This is a genomic window from Chitinophaga varians, assembly GCF_012641275.1.
Taxonomy (GTDB): domain Bacteria; phylum Bacteroidota; class Bacteroidia; order Chitinophagales; family Chitinophagaceae; genus Chitinophaga; species Chitinophaga varians_A.
The window spans coordinates 1,906,296-1,922,737 of record NZ_JABAIA010000002.1 but is presented as its reverse complement, the minus strand read 5'-3'; the positions used below and the strand labels follow the sequence as shown (position 1 = coordinate 1,922,737).

At 52.5% G+C, this 16,442-nt stretch carries 11 protein-coding genes; 1 reads left to right on the top strand and 10 read right to left on the bottom strand.

Annotated features, from left to right (window positions below; translation table 11 throughout):
* Positions 1-22: 22 nt before the first annotated feature.
* From HGH92_RS22565 to HGH92_RS22540, 6 genes are all read right to left on the bottom strand, one after another.
* Complete coding sequence (locus tag HGH92_RS22565) at positions 23-1,405, bottom strand: lactate utilization protein B (RefSeq protein ID WP_168873000.1); 1,383 nt, start codon at positions 1,403-1,405, stop codon at positions 23-25.
* Entirely contained in the window at positions 1,386-2,165 is a 780-nt protein-coding gene (locus HGH92_RS22560) for a (Fe-S)-binding protein (protein WP_211092690.1), read from the bottom strand. The genes HGH92_RS22565 and HGH92_RS22560 overlap by 20 nt, the downstream gene beginning before the upstream one ends.
* Before the next feature lie 142 nt (positions 2,166-2,307).
* Complete coding sequence (locus HGH92_RS22555) at positions 2,308-2,889, bottom strand: hypothetical protein (protein ID WP_168872999.1); 582 nt, start codon at positions 2,887-2,889, stop codon at positions 2,308-2,310.
* A gap of 122 nt (positions 2,890-3,011) precedes the next feature.
* Positions 3,012-4,013, bottom strand: coding sequence for an LLM class flavin-dependent oxidoreductase (locus HGH92_RS22550; protein WP_168872998.1), 1,002 nt, complete (start codon positions 4,011-4,013; stop codon positions 3,012-3,014).
* 11 nt (positions 4,014-4,024) lie between these two features.
* Positions 4,025-6,259 (bottom strand): helix-turn-helix domain-containing protein, encoded by a 2,235-nt coding sequence (locus HGH92_RS34215; RefSeq protein ID WP_168872997.1) that lies wholly within the window; start codon positions 6,257-6,259, stop codon positions 4,025-4,027.
* 380 nt (positions 6,260-6,639) lie between these two features.
* Entirely contained in the window at positions 6,640-6,831 is a 192-nt protein-coding gene (locus HGH92_RS22540) for a cold-shock protein (protein ID WP_078668260.1), read from the bottom strand.
* 234 nt (positions 6,832-7,065) lie between these two features.
* Here HGH92_RS22540 and HGH92_RS22535 point away from each other — a divergent pair, with 234 nt between their 5' ends.
* Positions 7,066-8,364, top strand: coding sequence for an MFS transporter (locus HGH92_RS22535; RefSeq protein ID WP_168872996.1), 1,299 nt, complete (start codon positions 7,066-7,068; stop codon positions 8,362-8,364).
* Here the strand turns inward: HGH92_RS22535 and rpiA are convergent.
* Genes rpiA through HGH92_RS22515 form a run of 4 tightly spaced genes read right to left on the bottom strand, consistent with a single transcriptional unit; the run spans position 8,328 to position 16,389 of the window.
* The gene (rpiA, locus tag HGH92_RS22530) at positions 8,328-9,008 is read right to left on the bottom strand and encodes a ribose-5-phosphate isomerase RpiA (protein ID WP_168872995.1); all 681 of its coding nucleotides are present in this window, start codon (positions 9,006-9,008) and stop codon (positions 8,328-8,330) included. The genes HGH92_RS22535 and rpiA overlap by 37 nt on opposite strands.
* A gap of 17 nt (positions 9,009-9,025) precedes the next feature.
* Complete coding sequence (locus HGH92_RS22525; protein ID WP_168872994.1) at positions 9,026-11,329, bottom strand: aminotransferase class III-fold pyridoxal phosphate-dependent enzyme; 2,304 nt, start codon at positions 11,327-11,329, stop codon at positions 9,026-9,028.
* Between the two features lie 10 nt (positions 11,330-11,339).
* On the bottom strand, positions 11,340-13,286 hold the full coding sequence (locus HGH92_RS22520) for an MGH1-like glycoside hydrolase domain-containing protein (RefSeq protein WP_168872993.1): 1,947 nt from the start codon (positions 13,284-13,286) through the stop codon (positions 11,340-11,342).
* Positions 13,279-16,389 (bottom strand): glycoside hydrolase family 2 TIM barrel-domain containing protein, encoded by a 3,111-nt coding sequence (locus HGH92_RS22515; RefSeq protein ID WP_168872992.1) that lies wholly within the window; start codon positions 16,387-16,389, stop codon positions 13,279-13,281. Before HGH92_RS22515 ends, HGH92_RS22520 begins: the two co-directional genes overlap by 8 nt.
* Positions 16,390-16,442: the final 53 nt, after the last annotated feature.

Here is a 16,442-nt window from a genome sequence, read left to right as displayed (position 1 = left end):
TCAATATATTATTTACGGCTGTTTATTTTTTTGTTGATGACTGTTGTGCATACCATTCAGAGAATGACTGTGCAGGCGGCGCGGGCATCTCCCGTTGTTTATACCACGGGTTAAAACGGTTGTTGACCATCCCCGGGAAAGCACGTAACACCCAACGGCCCATCTTACCTGCTTTTTTGTAGTTCCCGGGTTTGGAAAGTACGGCATTCATCATTTTCATACCGGCGGTTTTTGCAGCGCTGGTATGACCTTCCTTCACCAGCACCTGTCTCCATTTATATAACTGCTGATGGATATCTATTTTCACCGGGCATACGTTGGAGCATGAGCCGCAGAGCGTAGACGCGAAAGGCAGATCGGCATAATCCTTCATATCAAGGTTGGGCGCCAGGATACTGCCAATAGGCCCGGCCACGGCGGTATGATAACTGTGGCCGCCGCTGCGGCGGTACACCGGGCAGGTGTTCATACAGGCGCCACAACGGATACATTTCAGGGAGTTGCGGAAGTCTTCCCTGCCCAGTTGCCGTGAACGGCCGTTGTCCACAATTACGATATGCAATTCCTTACCAGGGGCCGGTTTTCTGAAGTGGCTGGAATAGGTGGTGATAGGTTGACCGGTAGCGCTGCGTGCCAGCAGCCGCAGGAACACGCCCAGGTGTTTCCGCTCGGGGATGATTTTTTCAATGCCCATGCAGGCAATATGCACATCGGCGAGGTGAGCGCCCATATCTGCATTGCCTTCATTGGTACATACCACCATCTCACCGGTTTCCGCCACCGCGAAATTAACGCCGGTGATGGCGGCTTTGGATTGCAGGAATTCTTTGCGCAGATGCAGCCTTGCCGCCGCCGTCAGAAACTGCGGGTCAGCATTGCCGGCCGGTGTGCCCAGGTGCTCATGGAACAGCTCTCCTATCTCTTCTTTCTTTTTATGGATACAGGGCAACACGATATGGCTGGGCGGTTCTTTCGCCAGCTGTACGATCCGTTCACCGAGGTCGGTATCAATCACGTCGATGCCATGGGCTTCCAGGTGTGGGTTCAGGTGACATTCTTCCGTTAACATGGACTTGCTCTTCACCATTCGTTTTACGCCATGCCTTTGCAGGATTTCCGTCACAATGCGGTTATGTTCCGCAGCGTCAGCGGCCCAGTGGACAATGGCGCCATTCTGTAGCGCCTGCTGCTCAAACTGTGTCAGATAGTCATGCAGGTTACCCAGCACGTTTAATTTTATCTGTGAAGCGGTTTCCCGCAGTAGTTCCCATTCAGGAATGCTCCATGCCTGGCGGTCACGTTTGGCACGTACCCACCAGAGGGTTTCATCGTGCCAGTTCACCCTGGGCTCATTTTCGTTGAACTTGTCCGCCAGCGTGGCGTGATCAGTGGTTGGCCTGTTCATGGATCTGTTGATTAAGGATTTCAGCAATATGCATCACTTTCACCTGCTGGTGCTGGCGGCGGAGGATACCTTCCAGGTGCATCAGGCAACTGACATCCGTACCAGTGATGATTTCCACGCCGTGTTTAACGTGATCGGCTACACGGTCTTTGCCCATTTTCACGGAAACGGCCTCTTCTGTTACACAGAAGGTGCCGCCAAACCCGCAGCACTCGTCTTTGCGGTCGAGGTCTACCAGCTCAAGGCCTGCCACCATCCGAAGCAGTTGCTCCGGTTTGGAGAAAGGCGCCGCCACCAGCTCGCTCATCTGCGCCAGCCCGAGGCCGCGCTGACCGTGGCAGCTCTGGTGCAGCCCTACTTTATACGGAAAGCGTGCAGGCAATGCCGTTACCTTTAATATATCGGTGAGAAAGGCCGTGAGTTCATATATACGTTCCCGTATGCCGGCGGCTGCCGGTTCATGGGCGGGGTCGTGCAGGTGTTCTTTGATATGCAGCACACAGCTGCCGGAAGGGCCCACAATATAATCGTAAGCCGCAAAATTACGGACAAAGAGGCTGTTGCACTGATGTGTCAGATGCTCATAGCCGGAGTTGGCCATCGGCTGGCCACAACAGGTTTGTCCCTGCGGGTATTCCACCTCACATCCCAGTTTCTGTAACAGCTGCAGTGTGGCAATGCCTACCTGCGGGTAGAACTGGTCGATATAACACGGTATAAATAATCCTACTTTCACAGTGGTAGCGATTTTAATGGTCATTCCTAACGTGCAAATTTAGCGGCAGCCACCGTAGTAATCCTACCTCTTTTTTACCGGTTACTGGCTTATTTTTCACTGATACAAAATAATAAGGCCGGGCAGCTTTAGCAACCCGGCCTGTTATGGATGGAACGTATGCGTTTTATGGTTGTACTTTGATGGTGACTTTCAGCCGTTGTCCTTCGGAACGGGACACTTTGATGACCCCTATTTTGCCTGCGGCATTTTTGAACAACACTACGCCATCGTAGGTGGTAGAGAAAAAATTGTCGTCCTCCTTTACCGGCAGGTTATTCAATGCAGAGCCGTGCGACAGGGTATCGAATTTCAACGGATCAAAAACCTGTACGGACGGAGCGTTCATGATTTCTGTAAGGGTGGCGTTATCAAATGTAAGGCTGTGAGACGCCGTGGCCGTAGGACTGCTAAAGAACAGCCTTCCCGGGTCTACGCCGGCAAACACCAGGTCTATGTTTTTACCGTCTTTAGGCAGATTGCCCCGGTAGTACATCTTGCCGTCTTTTGTGGAGAAAGCGATGCCCACGGTAGTACTGGTGCCACTGATATCAAACTCCAGGTCTTTGTATATCGTCAGGGAATCTTTGGGCGTTACCGCTGGTTGTTCCGGTTTTGGTGCGTTGTCATCGTTGCTATTCTTGTCTTTTTTGGAACAGGCGGTCAGCATGGCGGTAAGAATAACCGCGCCTAAAATGAGTTTTTTCATAGGGATGATGGTTTTAAGCTGGCATTTTCAGGTTTTCACTGTATGTGATCGGTCATAAAAAAAACGGCTATATGCATAGCCGTTACAAATATAAAAATAATTAAATGATAAATATCGATAATTTATCTATTTAACTGGAAGACCTCTGCCAGCAGTTCGTATGACCGGAGCCTGTCGGCATGGTCCTGCGTAATAGTGGCGATCACCAGTTCGTCCACCTCATAGTCGGCTGCCAGCTGTTCCAGGCGGGCCTTTACCTGTGGCGGGGTACCGAAAACACGCCGGCCGCTGTTGGCGCGTATGCGTGCCAGTTCTTCTGCGGTGTATTCAATGTCTTTGATTTCTTCGTAGGTAGGAAACACATCGTACCTCCCTTTTTCAAAGCTGAGCAGGCGATAGTCCATCACCGCTGCCAGTTCAGCCGCTTTTTCTTCCGTATCGGTACAGAAGACAAAAATGCCTACGCTGGCCTGTGGGGCGGCGAGATGTTCCGAAGGTCGGAACTGTTTGCGGTAATTGGCCACCGCCTGCGGGCCGCCTACCGGATAGATAAAATGGGCAAAAGAGAGCGCCATCCCGAAATGGGCCGCCAGCAGGCCGCTTTCGCCGCTGGAGGTGAGCATCCACAGGTCAGGCGAGGACGGTATGACCGGAATGGCCTTTACTTTTTCCTGCATACTGCCGGGGGTGACTTTATCGGTAAGCCATGCCTGCAGGTCTACCACCTGCTGCACAAACTCTTTAGGGTCAAAGGTATTGGAGGGATTGAGGATATGCGCCGTGATACGGTCGCCACCCGGCGCGCGGCCGATGCCCAGGTCTATACGGCCGGGATACAGCGCTTCGAGCAACCGGAAATTTTCTGCCACTTTAAGGGTACTGTGATTAGGCAGCATCACCCCGCCGGAGCCGATTCGGATACGTTCCGTTTCAGCGGCCAGCCGGGCTATCAGGATCTCCGGAGAGGCGCCTGCCAGGCTGTTGGTGTTATGATGCTCTGATAACCAATAACGGGTATAACCCAGTTTGTCTGCCAGCCGTGCCAGCTCAACGCTTTCCTGCAAGGCTTCCATGGCATTGCTGCCTTTTCTGATCGGAGATTGGTCTAATACGCTTAGTTTCATCGTCTGTCGGTTTAATCTTTCATAATCTCGTCTTCCTGCTGTTTTTTAAGATACCATTGTACTGCCCGTATTTCTGCGAAGGTCACGGCAGGGCCTACACGTTCTTTGATAGGACCGGCTGCTGTAGCGCCCAGTTCGCGGATATGGGACATGATCAGTTTCACCGTCGGCTCAGACACGAAGCGGAACAGGTCCAGCTCTCCGGCTTCCACGCACTGGGCCAGATGGCTTTCTACCGTACTTACCGCCAGTTGCCGCGCTACGGCTATGTCGGGGATATTCTTACCGCCTAAATACAATTCCAATGTACCCCTGCGGCTACTACCCTTTTCTACTTTGCCTTTGGCTTCCGGTTTGCCGCCTTTTTTACCGGCCACACCTTCCGCTTCCGCATTTCTTAGTTTCGTATAGTCTTTCAGCCCTTTGGTAAAATCCAGGTCGGCATAAGACACTTCCCATACCTGCTGCAGCTTCTGCCAGCAATCCGCTTCCAGCGACATGAGCTGTAACAGGTATTTTTTTGATTTTTGTTTTTTGACCGCTGCAATATGTTCCTGCAATGGCACTATCAGATCTTCGTATATGCTTTTGGTGAAGTAACCGACAGCCTTGGTGACACGCTCTTCCAGCTGGTCGGTTTCACCGGTTTGCACCGTCGTGTCCAGCAGCTGATGGAGCTGTACCACAAAGCGGTTGGCCACTTCCTGTTGTTGTTCCGTTTTGGCCGTCAGCTGACGGCTTACCTGCAACGCCGCATCGATGTCCGGCACTTTTTTGTCCTGTATCCATACCGCATGGCTGCGGATATTGGCCTGCATCCGGTACCAGTCGAATAACTGCAGCAGCGAGGTGGCCTGAAACTTTTTCCGTTCCATTTCCAGCAACACCACCAGCTCGTTGGCCTCCACTTCTTTTTCTGCAAACGCTATCACCTGGCGGTCCGTTTTGATGGCGCCATAATTAATACGGGAATGCAGCACCAGTCCTTCCAGTGAGGTACAGCGGCTCAGCGCCACATATACCTGTCCGGGAGCAAAAGCGTACCCCGCATCGATAATAGCCCTTTCAAAGGTCAGCCCCTGGCTCTTATGGATAGTGATGGCCCACGCCAGCCTGATAGGAAACTGTGTGAAACTGCCGATCTCCTCTTCGTCGATACTATTTTCTTCCTGGTTATAGTGGTAACGGATATTGCGCCATGTCTCCTTGCCGAGTTTCAGCTCTTCATGCGAGCCGGCCAGCAGCAAGGTGATCTCTTCGTCATCGATATCTGTCACCGTGGCCAGTTTACCGTTGTAATAACGACGGGGCTGCGCCAGATCGTTTTTCAGGAACATCACCTGCGCGCCGATTTTCAGTTGCAGCACCAGTTCCGTAGGCAGGGCCTTATCACTGAAATCCCCCTCTATCTTGCCTTCAAAGCGGAAGATCTTTCCCGGCATTTCGGCCAGCCGGCGGGCGTTGATATCATCCGCCTTACGGTTATGGGTAGACAGCACAATATATTCACCGTCTTCCCCCTTGAAATAAGGATCATAACGGTCATTGAGCAACATCAGGTCATCTTCCTCCACTTCACTGTTACGGATACGGTTGAGCACATCGATGAACAGCTGTTCGTTCTGCCGGTATATCTTTTTTAATTCGATATACAACGGAGGCGCCTGTTCGATCACCCGAGCATCAAAGAAAAAAGAGCTGTTGTAATACTCTGAAAGCAGCTGCCATTCAGAATCCGGCACTACCGGCGGCAACTGGTACAGATCACCGATGAATAGCACCTGTACACCACCAAAAGGCAACAGCGGTTTATTCCGGAAATGCCGCAGGATGGTGTCGATGGCATCGAGCATATCACAACGTACCATACTCACCTCATCAATAATGAGCAGTTCCAGTTCCTGTAACAGCACCTTTTTATCGTTAGTAAAACGGATGTTACGGAACAGGCTGTGTTTATCCGTGCTGCTGATTCCATCCATGCCAAAACCGCGCTTGCTGCCCGGCACAAAAGGTCCGAAGGGCAACTGAAAAAAGGAATGCATCGTCACCCCGCCGGCATTGATGGCTGCCACGCCGGTAGGTGCTACCACCACCGTATTTTTCTTCGTATGTTCTTTGATATATTTCAGGAACGTAGTCTTCCCCGTTCCGGCTTTACCGGTCAGGAACACATGGCGGTTTGTCTGGTTAATGAAATCTGCCGCCAGGTGGAAGATGATATTTGTACTATCAGGTTGGGGCATGATATTTAAATTGAAACCGCAAATATAATTTATTTTAAGCAATCCCAGGGCTGAAGCCCTGGGCTACGTTTAGCGCCAGGGTCCATAATGTGGTGTAAGCTGTAAATGGGCTGATTAGTCTTTAAGTATGAACGGCCAGGAGGCATGATGTTCATCGGGCTATAAAAAGGAGTAGTGATCAGAGCGTAATAATTCATGAATGGAGATAAGCTCCACTACAAAACGGGCTTCAGGATATGAGAGGATTATCAAGTCGATAGCGCACTTGTGCATTAAAGAAACCTGGACCTCAATTTAACCCAGGGATTCAGCCCTGGGCAAAAAAAAACTGCCCCGGCTCATCGCCGGGGCAGTCCTCAACAAAACTATTATTCAATAAGTTATGCCAATCTTACGTTAACAGCATTCGGGCCTTTTCTGCCTTCTTCCACGTCGAATACTACGCGGTCATTTTCGCCGATGCTTTCTTTGATACCAGAAACGTGAACAAAAATTTCTTGTCCTGTTCCTTCGATTTTAATGAATCCAAAACCTTTAGCTTCATTAAAAAATTTAACTACACCTGTTTGCATTTTTTATTAATATTTAATTGTGAACGTGTTCTCGCCATTTTTTTAACAGGCGGCTACCTGGGGGCAACTAGAAGAAAAAATGTAAGAAAAAAGCTGAATGTACCCGGAGATCACCAACAAAATGAAATACAATATTCTTAAGAAGCGGGACGAAGATAACTGTTTAGGCTTTACCATCCAAACTTTTTTGTATAACACAGAAAGCAATTTTATTTATATATTTTTGATACCTATATGAAAAACACGGACGCATGGCGTATTAAGGCTATCTTAACCGGCTCTGCCGGTAATCTCGTGGAATGGTACGACTGGTACATTTACACTACTTTTTCGCTCTATTTTGCGCCTGTATTCTTCCCGAAAGGCAGCTATACGGCGCAGCTGCTCAATACCGCCGCCATTTTCGCGGTAGGTTTCCTGATGCGTCCCATTGGCGGCTGGATGTTTGGCCGCATTGCAGACCAGAAAGGACGGAAAACCGCCATGACGCTGTCTGTGCTTCTGATGTCGCTGGGTTCTGTGCTGATAGCCTGCACCCCGTCGTACGACAGTATCGGGGCGGCAGCGCCGGCCCTGCTGCTGATAGCCCGGCTGTTACAGGGACTGAGTGTGGGCGGGGAATACGGCACTTCCGCCACTTATCTGAGCGAGATGGCCACTGCCGGGCGTCGTGGCTTTTTCTCCAGCTTCCAGTACGTTACGCTGATAGGTGGCCAGCTGACAGCCCTGGGCGTGCAGATGCTGCTGCAACGCGTGTTTCTCACACCAGAACAGCTGCATAACTGGGGATGGCGCATTCCCTTCGTGATCGGTGCCCTGCTGGCTTTTGTAGCGCTATACCTGCGCACCCATATGCAGGAGTCCGGTTCCTTTGAGCAACATAAGTCTTCCAAAAACAAAGGCTCGGTAAAAACCCTCTTCCGGCAATATCCCCGGGCGGCCTTCACCGTGGTGGGACTCACCATGGGCGGCACCCTGGCTTTTTACACCTATACCACCTACATGCAGAAGTTCCTTGTCAATACGGTCCACCTGACCATTGAAAGGGCCACTACCATTACATTTTTTGTGATGCTCATATATGCTTTTTTACAGCCTCTGTTCGGCTGGCTGTCAGACATCTTTGGCCGCAAGCCGCTGCTGATAGGGTTTGGCGTGCTGGGCACCGTCCTTACGGTGCCTATTCTCACGGCTATCAGTCATACTACCTCCGAATGGGCCGCTTTCTGGCTGATCCTGGGAGCGCTGGTGGTGGTGAGCGGATATACCTCTATTAATGCGGTGGTAAAAGCGGAGATGTTTCCGGCGGAGATACGGGCGCTGGGCGTGGGCTTCCCCTATGCTATTACGGTAGCGCTTTTTGGCGGAACGGCAGAATCTATTGCCCTGTATTTCAAAAAAATCGGCCACGAACCATGGTTTTACTGGTACGTGACCGTTTGTATCTTTATCTCCCTGCTGGTGTATATCATGGCACGTGATACCAAAGACACTTCCTACCTGGACAAGGATTTCACGGAACCATCGGCATAACCGATAATAACGCGGCTGGCATAGTGGAGGAACAGGCCGTTTTCCACTACGCCGGGAATATCATTCAATTGCTGGTGTAATGCCACCGGGTCTTTGATTTTCTCGTAATGACAATCGAGTATATAATTGCCGTTGTCGGTCACGACGGTGCGGCCGTTGCTGGTCCGCAATACCGGTGCGGCATCCAGCGCCAGCAATCTTCTGAAGGTAAGTTCCCAGGCAAACGGGATGATCTCCACTGGCAGTGGAAAGCGGCCCAGGCATTTTACCACTTTGGACTCATCTGTTACCACGATCATTTCTGCTGAAGCAGCTGCCACGATCTTCTCGCGCAACAATGCTGCGCCGCCGCCTTTGATGAGCCGCAGGTGCTCGTCCACCTCATCGGCGCCGTCGATGTCCAGGTCTATCTTCTCCACTTCACTGAAAGGGATGATGGTAATACCCTGCTTCCGGGCCAGCTGTTCGGACTGCTCAGAGGTAGCTACCGCTTTGAGCGGCATCCCTCCTCTCACCATCTCGCCTATACGCATAATGGCATAATAAGCGGTGCTGCCCGTTCCCAGCCCGATGGTCATATTCGGTTTGATGTATTCGGTGGCTTTTTCGCCGGCGGCTTTTTTGGCCAGGTCCTGTTGTTGCATGCAACAAATATAAGGAATCAGAGGGAAGACAATACCTCGTCCAGATGAGCCAGCAAAGCGTCTGTATTCGCCTTGTTGAACGTCATGGGAGGTTTAATCTTCAGTACGTTGTGCAGCGGTCCGTCGGTGCTTAGCAGGAAACCGCGTTGCTTCATTGCTTCCACGATCACGTCTATCTCGGGAACAGCCGGTTCCAGCGTGTTCCGGTCACGCACCAGCTCCGCCCCGATGAAGAACCCATGTCCGCGCACGTCGCCGATGATGGCATGTTTATCTTTCAGCTTACGCAGCCCTTCCATAAAATAGTTGCCGGTAACTCTTGCGTGCTCCTGCAGGCCTTCTTCTTTAATCACGTTCAGCACAGCAAGCCCTGTGGCCATGGACACGGGGTTGCCTCCGAAGGTGTTAAAGTATTCCATGCCGTTGTTGAAAGCATCCGCAATAGCGCGGGTAGTCACTACCGCAGCCAGCGGATGGCCGTTGCCAATGGGTTTGCCCAGTACTACGATATCCGGCGTCACCTCTTGTAATTCAAAGCCCCAGAAGGCGTCGCCCACGCGGCCGAATCCTACCTGTACTTCATCGGCGATACATACGCCGCCGGCTGCTTTCACCGCGGCATATACCGCTTTCAGGTAACCTGGCGGCAGCGGTATTTGTCCGCCTACGCCCAGCAGCGTTTCGCAGATATAAGCGGCTACGCCCCTGCCCTGCTCTTTCAGGCCGGCAATGATATCGGAAACATCTGCTGCATATTTTTCTCCTGCCTGCGGATCGTCCGCACGGTAAGGCCCGCGGTACATATCAGGATTGAGCGCTTTATGCGTATGTTCCGGTTTACCGAATCCACCTTTGCCGTCAAACTTATACGGGCTCAGTTCCATGGCTACCGTGGAAGTGCCGTGGTAGGCATGGTCCAGCACGATCACATCTTTCTGCTTCGTATAATGACGGCTCATACGGATAGCCAGGTCATTGGCTTCGGACCCGGAATTGGTAAAGTAACAAACCTCGAGGGATGGCGGCAGCGTAGCGATCAGCTGATTGGCGTAATCCACCAGGTTATCGTGCAGGTAGCGGGTATTGGTATTGAGCCGCGCCGCCTGCTGCTGCAGGGCTTTCACCACTACCGGGTGGCAGTGCCCTACGTGGCAGGGGTTGTTCACACAGTCGATATAGGTACGGCCTTTATCATCGTAGAGATATTGTAATGCGCCACGGATGATCTTCAGCGGCTCTTTATAGCTGATGCTCAGGTTACGGCCGATGTGCGCCTTACGCTCCGCCAGCAATGGCGCGTAGTCGGCGGTGTCGTTGATCACCGACGCAAAGCCGCAGGCAGTACGGAAAGCCTGTTGCATCGCCAACGGATTGACCGTGATCAGATGGAAGAGCAGTCTCCACGCGCCATTTTCCGTGATGAAATGAAATTCATTGTCGCTGCCTGTTGCTGCTTTTTCTGCGGAGGTAGTCACGCTGATGCATAAACGTACAGCGATCAGGTAATACAACAGGTCTGTTTCTTCCGGCGTAAGCGGATATGCTTCATGGTACCCTTTCACCACGGCCACGGCGGCTTCCAGCGGGTCTGTCGCTTCCAGCATGGCATAGGTGCAGGCGATGGCCACATTGTTGATCAGCTGTGTATATACCATATCGCCGAAATCAATCAGGCCGCTGACCAGGTCATTTTGTACGAGGATATTGTAGTCGTTGGCGTCATTGTGGATATAAGCCTTGCGCAGACGATGTTTCACCGGCTGCACTTCTGTTTCAAACTGCAACAGGAAATAGGCGGCCAGCCGTTTCTTTTCCGGGTCTTTGATGCAATGCAGCAGATCGCGGGCATCGAGCGCGTGCGCCAGGTCCCAGCGGATATCGCGGTGCATGGCCGGATGTGAGAAGTTCTCCAGTGTTTTGTCCATTTTCCCAAGGAGGCTTCCCCAGGACCCGTACAGATCGCGTGTGCCCTTCACCGTTACAACCGGCTGTCCTTCCAGCCAGGTGTATAAACGGATATAGTACAGTTCTTCCGGCGTGGCAATACGGGTAACCGGTTCATCTTTCACATTGCGCACCACCTGTTGAAAGCGGCCTTTGGTATCACCATTGGCCAGATGTTCCAGTATACGCACCTGCGCATCGAGGAAAGCGGGATGCTGGGACTCGCCGGCTATCTTGCATATCCAGGCGTTACCCTGTTCATCTGTCACATAAAAATTGGCTTCATCATAGCCTTCCAGTTCTCTGGCGGTAACGGTAAGACCGTAGTGCTCCTTCAGCAGGTTAACCACCCCGGTGGTAGAAAATGTATAAAACATAGCGTTTGTATTAAAATTTGTCGGCCAGCAGCATCAGCACATGCGCTGCTGTCCAGCTGAAATTCTCCGCATTGAGGCCTTTGCCTGTACGCGGGTGATAGTTCTCGTGCAACGGCTGGTCATCTTTCATGCCGCCGGCGTGTTGCCACAGTTTGTTGACCAGCGTTTGTGCGGCGGCCTGTTGCTTATATTGCTGCAAACCTTTTACACCAAAGTAAAACTGGTCTATCCATACCGGTCCGCGCCAGTACCCGCGTTGCGGGTCAAAAGCTTTTTCGCTGGCGTCCAGCACGGGCAGGGGCACTAAAGTATTAAAAACAGTGGTATCCAGCATGTATTGTGTCATCTTTTTTACGCGGGATGCCGGAGCGATGCCCGCCCACAGTGCTACCCAGGCTTCCGGCCCTTTTACGCGCACCAGCGCTCCGTTCAGACGGCGGTCATAATAATATCCACTGGCAGTATCGAAGAAAAGTTGGTTGATCTGTTGGTTTAAGATGGTAACCTGTTTGCGGAAGGCAGCCGCCGCAGCTGGTTTGCCTAACACGGTCGCCAATTGTGCGAGTACCGTTTTTTCTTTAGACAGATAGACATTGAGATCGACCGACTCCTGGTCGAGCGACCAGGCGCCGGGGCTGTTTTGCAGCATCTTTGCTTTATCGAAGCGCACGGCGTTGTCCATGCCGCTTTCCCAGGCTGCCGCTATGCGGGTGCCGTCCGTAGAGCCAAACTCACAGAGGCCGTTGCGGTCGTGGTCACGCTCCGCGTACCACCAGTGGTGATAACGTTCCAGCGCGGGGAACATCTCACGGAGGAAAGCGGTGTCGCGGGTGGCTGCAAACACTTCCCACACGGCCCAGGCGGCCAGTGGCGGCTTGGTATCGCGGAAGTTGTTCTCTGTGCTGTCTGCATACACGCAATCTGGCACCATACCGTTGACGGTTTGATAATCGAACAGTGAGCGGATATTGTCCTTCGCCAGCGCAGGCGCAAAGTAAGCCAGTCCTACGGCCTGCTTCCAGCTGTCCCACGACCAGAAGCCATAGAAACCCTGGTACGACGCCGAAGGGAATACGCCATCGTGCCGTAAATGCCCGGAAGCACTACGCCAGTTGGTGAGCAGTGTGATCATACTTTTTACGGCCAGCCTGCTGCGGAAGGTGTCTTTTTCGTTGAAAGGCATGCGGCGGAACAGTTGTTGCAGATAGCCGTTCCAGCGTTGTTCATTCTGTTGCAGCACGATGTCAAACTCCCGCTCCGGAACTGTCACCATATTCCCTTCCGGCCAGAAGCCCTGTGTTTGCAGGTCTTCCAGTTGACCGCCCGCCGGTATGGACACATTTCTTGCGGCCGTGTATCCATCGGCGGTAGTCCGTATGTCCCATGGAGCCAGAGCACACCAGTGCAGCCGGAAAACATGTTTAGTACCGGCCACGCCTACACGTATAGCATTACCTTCGCGGGAAAACTGCGCTCTTTTCAGCAGCGCAGCGCCCTGCCATTGCAATCGCAGCTGCAGCGGTTGTGCACCGTTATTACGAATAATGGTTTGTACTACGGCTTCGCGGTTACTGCTAAACACCAGCTGCATCTGTACCTGCACCTGTCCTGAGCGAAAGCCCAGTTTTAACATGCCCGGATAATAATGCGTGGCCGTTGTGTCCTGCTCCAGCGGCAGTTCCCGGCCATCGGCGTACAGGTGAAGCTGTGCGATGGATGCAGACAACCACTCCCCTTTCATGTCCATCAGCAGGGGACCGGTGAAGCCGGTAGCTGTGCCGGGCACCGGCAATGCATAGGCATGCCAGGCGCCGTTATCTGAAAAGAAAGAAGCAGCGATGCGGTTGGTATCTTTAACTGTATAGTGGATGTCCAGCACATCCGCAAAATGGTCCCGTTGTGCGCTGGCCGTTTGTTGCATCAGCAGTAACGCCAGCAGCCATTTGATTTTATTCATATCTCTCTTTCGCCTTTTCTGTTGGTTCTTCGCCAGCCCCTAAAGGCCTTAACGTAAATTGATACTGATAAGGTTTGTACACCAGCGTATAAGGCGCATGAGGCTTTGCCCCCCAGCTGTTATCACCGCCCAGGCCTGCCTGCTGGAAGTCGATGTTCCACCAGATCAGCGGGTCGTTGTTCATAGAGCCGCCATGTACGTTATGTTTACGGTTGAAGTTAAGCCGGTCCATATCGAAGTGCAACACACCCATGTTCAGCAGGGAGTCGGTGCGGGCCATCCATCCGTTGCCGGAAGCGGAACGCAGCGCCATCCAGTGTACATCAGAGCGGTAGCCGCTTTCCTGTGCGCGGGGATAAGGATGGAACAGCGAGTCTGCCGGCAGCGTGTATACGTCTACGTCAGCGGCGTACTTGCGGTCCTGGTAGTTATCAAACGGGCCCCGGCCCAGCCAGGTCACTCTGTCCAGCGCAGGATTGAGCACCATGCGCATGCCCATGCGGGGAAGCTCAGGCATGGTAGTATCACCTGGCTGGAAGTTGACTTTTACGTTCACGTCTCCATTGGCGAAAATCGTATAGTCGACCTCGTAAATGGCGGCCACCAGCGGCAATGCGTGTTTGGCACGTATCTGCACCTGCTGCTTGTCCTGCCGTACAATGCTGGCAGACAACAAGCGGGTACTGTCGCCTGCATGTTGCCATACTGCGCAGCGCATCTGTTGACTGTTACCGATGTCGTTATCAGTGGCGGCACGCCAGAAATGTGGCTTCAATGCTTTTTGCATATAGGCGGTGCCGTTAGCAGCAAACTGCTCCAGCCAGCCGTTTTTAATGGTAGCAGTAAAAGCGGGGTTACCTATCTCCCAGCCACCATCCAATTGTTTTACCTGTAAGGCAGTCCCGATAACCGCCTGTTTTTTTACCGGCGCATACCACGGCAGCTCAAACTGATCGGTGGCCAGCGTGAAGCCGGCAGGCAACATACCGTCCGCTTTTTTCAGCGTGGCTTTCAGGTGCAGGAAATAACGCACCCCTGGCTGTGGCTTTACTACCGGCAGGGCTATACGCAGGGTGTCCTGTTGGTGAGGCAACAATGGCCGGTGCGGCAAATCAGCTGAAGCGAGCACTTTCCCATCTCCCTTCAGTACCCAGGTCAGGTGGATATTTTCGAGCTGGTTAAAGTCATACCGGTTGGTGATCTGCACGAGATCGGCAGACAAACCAACGGTGGCAAACTGCACCGGCTGATATACTTTCTTTACTTCAAATGCCTGCGGATGCGGCGTACGGTCGGCGGCCAGCATACCGTCTGCGCAGAAACTGGTATCGCTGGTAGCGCCCACGGTGCCCATATCAGCGCCGTAAGCCCAGATAGCCCTTCCCAGCGAGTCGCGCTGCAGGAAAGTCTGGTCAGAGAAATCCCAGATAAAACCGCCCTGCAACTGGTCATATTTATTGATCAGGTCCCAGTCATCGCGGAGGTTACCGCCGCTGTTGCCCATCATGTGTGCGTATTCGCACTGGACCAGGGGCCGGTCGCGGTACTCTTTCACATACTCCTGCATCCAGGCGATGGATTTGTACATGGGCGCCACGATATCGGTCCATGGTGTATTACGGGCCGGCTCATATTGTACCGGACGGGTATTATCGCGTTGTTTGGTCCATTTGTAAGTGTTGATGAAATTATCGCCGAATTCACTTTCATTACCGAGAGACCAGGTGATGATGCTGCAATGGTTCTTGTCACGTTCCACCATTCGGCGTGTACGATCGAGGTAGGCGGCCTGCCATTCGGGTTTATCGGAAAGGGTTTTCAACGGGTGCATGCTCATGCCGTCGCACTCGATGTTGGCTTCGTCCACTACATAAAGACCGTACTGGTCGCAGAGCGCGTACCATTCTTCCCGATTGGGATAGTGGCTGGCCCGCACCGCGTTGATGTTGTATTGCTTCATGGTGAGGATGTCTTTCAGCATTCCTTCACGGTTTACCACCTTAGCGGTGTGCATATCATGCTCATGGCGGTTCACGCCTTTGATGGTGATAGGCTGACCGTTGATCATCAACAGGCCTCTTTTAATTTCCACGGTACGGAAACCGATAGCGTGCGTAATGCTTTCCACCGGGCGGCCTTGTTTGTCTTCCAGCGTGATGACCAGCTGGTATAGGTTGGGCTGTTCAGCTGTCCAGGACTTAACGCCTGGCAGCAGCTGTTGCATATGCAACATGCTGTCACGACCTATGGGCAATACTTTGGTAAAAACGGTCGTACCGTTGTCCTGCAGGGTTACGCGGATACGTTTAACCTTGTCCGTTACAGCGGGTATTTTATTAAGTGCCATGTCCAGTTGCAGGGAACCGTCTTTGTAATTGTTGACCAGCAATGGTTTGGCGAAGAAATCATAGATAGATAGAGGGGCACGGGCTACCAGGTACACGCTGCGTTCTATGCCGCTCAGCTTCCACATGTCCTGCCCTTCGAGGTAGGAGCCGTCACTGAAGCGGAACACCTGCAGCGACACGGAATTATTGCCGGGCTGCAACAGCGGCGTCACGTCAAATTCGGCTGGCGTTTTACTGTCTTTGCTGAAGCCGGCGTATTTACCATTTACCCATACGTACACAAATGCGTTGGCAGCACCGATGTGCAAAATGGTCTGTTTGCCTTTCCAGGTGGCGGGCAGCTGGAAACTGCGGCGGTAAGAACCGACGGGATTTTCTTCTTTAGGAACAAACGGCGGATTGGGCGTGAAAGGGTATTCCACGTCCGTAAAAATATAAGGGGCATAACCTTCCGTTTGCCAGTTGGCAGGCACACGGACCGTTTTCCAGTTTGTTACATCATAAGCAGGTTGTTCGAATCCCTGTGGCCGGGCAGCAGGATTGGCTGCGAGGTGGAATTTCCAGATGCCGTCCAGCGAGAGGGTGAAAGGCGAGCTGTCGCCTTTTATGGCGGAAGCGGCGTCCGGGAAAGGAATAAAATGTGCGTGCGGGAACAGCGTGTGCTCGGAAGGTTTCTGCGGGTTTTCCCAATCGTTGGACTGGGCCAGCAAAGTAGCGGGCAAACACATCAAAGCAAGTAATACAGTTTTCATCATGGTACCGTTGTATAAAACCACCGGCGGCTGCGAGGCCGCCAGTGGGATCATTT

Coding starts and splice junctions, on each gene's coding strand:
- HGH92_RS22515 (WP_168872992.1), bottom strand. CDS start 16,389: ATGATGAAAACTGTATTACTTGCTTTGATGTGTTTGCCCGCTACTTTG.
- HGH92_RS22535 (WP_168872996.1), top strand. CDS start 7,066: ATGAAAAACACGGACGCATGGCGTATTAAGGCTATCTTAACCGGCTCT.
- HGH92_RS22540 (WP_078668260.1), bottom strand. CDS start 6,831: ATGCAAACAGGTGTAGTTAAATTTTTTAATGAAGCTAAAGGTTTTGGA.
- HGH92_RS22555 (WP_168872999.1), bottom strand. CDS start 2,889: ATGAAAAAACTCATTTTAGGCGCGGTTATTCTTACCGCCATGCTGACC.
- HGH92_RS34215 (WP_168872997.1), bottom strand. CDS start 6,259: ATGCCCCAACCTGATAGTACAAATATCATCTTCCACCTGGCGGCAGAT.
- HGH92_RS22560 (WP_211092690.1), bottom strand. CDS start 2,165: ATGACCATTAAAATCGCTACCACTGTGAAAGTAGGATTATTTATACCG.
- HGH92_RS22525 (WP_168872994.1), bottom strand. CDS start 11,329: ATGTTTTATACATTTTCTACCACCGGGGTGGTTAACCTGCTGAAGGAG.
- HGH92_RS22520 (WP_168872993.1), bottom strand. CDS start 13,286: ATGAATAAAATCAAATGGCTGCTGGCGTTACTGCTGATGCAACAAACG.
- rpiA (WP_168872995.1), bottom strand. CDS start 9,008: ATGCAACAACAGGACCTGGCCAAAAAAGCCGCCGGCGAAAAAGCCACC.
- HGH92_RS22550 (WP_168872998.1), bottom strand. CDS start 4,013: ATGAAACTAAGCGTATTAGACCAATCTCCGATCAGAAAAGGCAGCAAT.
- HGH92_RS22565 (WP_168873000.1), bottom strand. CDS start 1,405: ATGAACAGGCCAACCACTGATCACGCCACGCTGGCGGACAAGTTCAAC.